The organism is Streptomyces klenkii, from assembly GCF_003626645.1.
Lineage (GTDB): Bacteria > Actinomycetota > Actinomycetes > Streptomycetales > Streptomycetaceae > Streptomyces > Streptomyces klenkii.
On record NZ_RBAM01000210.1, the window covers coordinates 1 to 1,032 of the forward strand.

2 protein-coding genes are annotated in these 1,032 nt (G+C 70.1%); both read left to right on the forward strand.

Annotated features, from left to right (window positions below; translation table 11 throughout):
- Positions 1 to 185 precede the first annotated feature (185 nt).
- Positions 186 to 440, forward strand: a complete 255-nt coding sequence (locus tag D7231_RS35815) for a hypothetical protein (RefSeq protein WP_120760565.1) — start codon at positions 186 to 188, stop codon at positions 438 to 440.
- On the forward strand, positions 400 to 924 hold the full coding sequence (locus D7231_RS35820) for a DUF6879 family protein (RefSeq protein ID WP_120760567.1): 525 nt from the start codon (positions 400 to 402) through the stop codon (positions 922 to 924). The genes D7231_RS35815 and D7231_RS35820 overlap by 41 nt, the downstream gene beginning before the upstream one ends.
- The last annotated feature ends 108 nt before the right edge of the window (positions 925 to 1,032 follow it).

A 1,032-nucleotide genomic window follows, 5' to 3' on the forward strand; every position in this document is an offset into this window, starting at 1 on the left:
GCGCGGGCTCTGCACTGCGGGGCTGCTTGCTCGGATCCATCCCGCGCAGGCCCGATACCGGGCTACTGGCGAGTAGCACGGGCACCACTCCGGCCAGCACTCAGCGTGACGAGCTATTGACACAAGTGCTCGACTCGCGGGATGGTCCGCAAAGGCCCGCAACCTACTCGACAGGAGGATGGGCGATGACACTACGGTTCATGGGCATCGACCCGGCTACGGATGGCGATGAGTGCCCGACGGCCTGGGTGGATGAGGAGACCGCCGACATCGTGATGCAGGGATGGCTGGCCGACGAGGCCACGACGGCCGAGTGCCTGGCGACGGGGAAGATCCCCGAGACCGAGGCTGTCGTCCGCATCCCCGCCCGCATGGTGCCGATCATCAGGAAGGCGTGCGATGCCGCAGAAGCCGCCGAGCTTCGCCGAGCAGCTGGCTGACTGCCACCACTCTGCTGTCCATCTGGAGATGCGCGACGCCTACGGCATCGCTGCCGAGGCCGACGAGTTCGCCGCCTGGCTGGCCGGGGACGACTCCAGCCGACGCGACTGGGGCGGGCGCCGTAAGGCGTGGCTGGACACCGTGCGTGAGGCGGTCGGCCGCGGCGTGGTGATGCGGCGGGCCCGGATCGTCTCCGAGCCGGTGAGCGAGTACATCCGGTTCGAGCACGCTGGGACGCCGCTGAACATCACCGCGGGCGAGGACGTGCGGTGGCTGCCGCGGAGGCGCGCCTCCGATATCGCTCTGCCGGGGAACGACTTCTGGCTGTTCGACAACCGGGTGGTGCGCTTCAACCACTTCACCGGGGACGGGGCATCGGCCGGGCCCGAGGTGACCGACGACCCGGCAGTGGTGGCGCTCTGCGCGACCGCGTTCGAGGCGGTGTGGGAGCGCGCCGTCCCGCACGCCGAGTACCACGTCTGAGGCCCGCCCGCGCTCTATGTCGCTCTCCCCTTCGTCCAGCGTCCAGGAAGCCCGCAAGGTCATCGCGCAGCAGCTGCGCGCGGCTCGCCTGGACGCTGGGCTGACCGG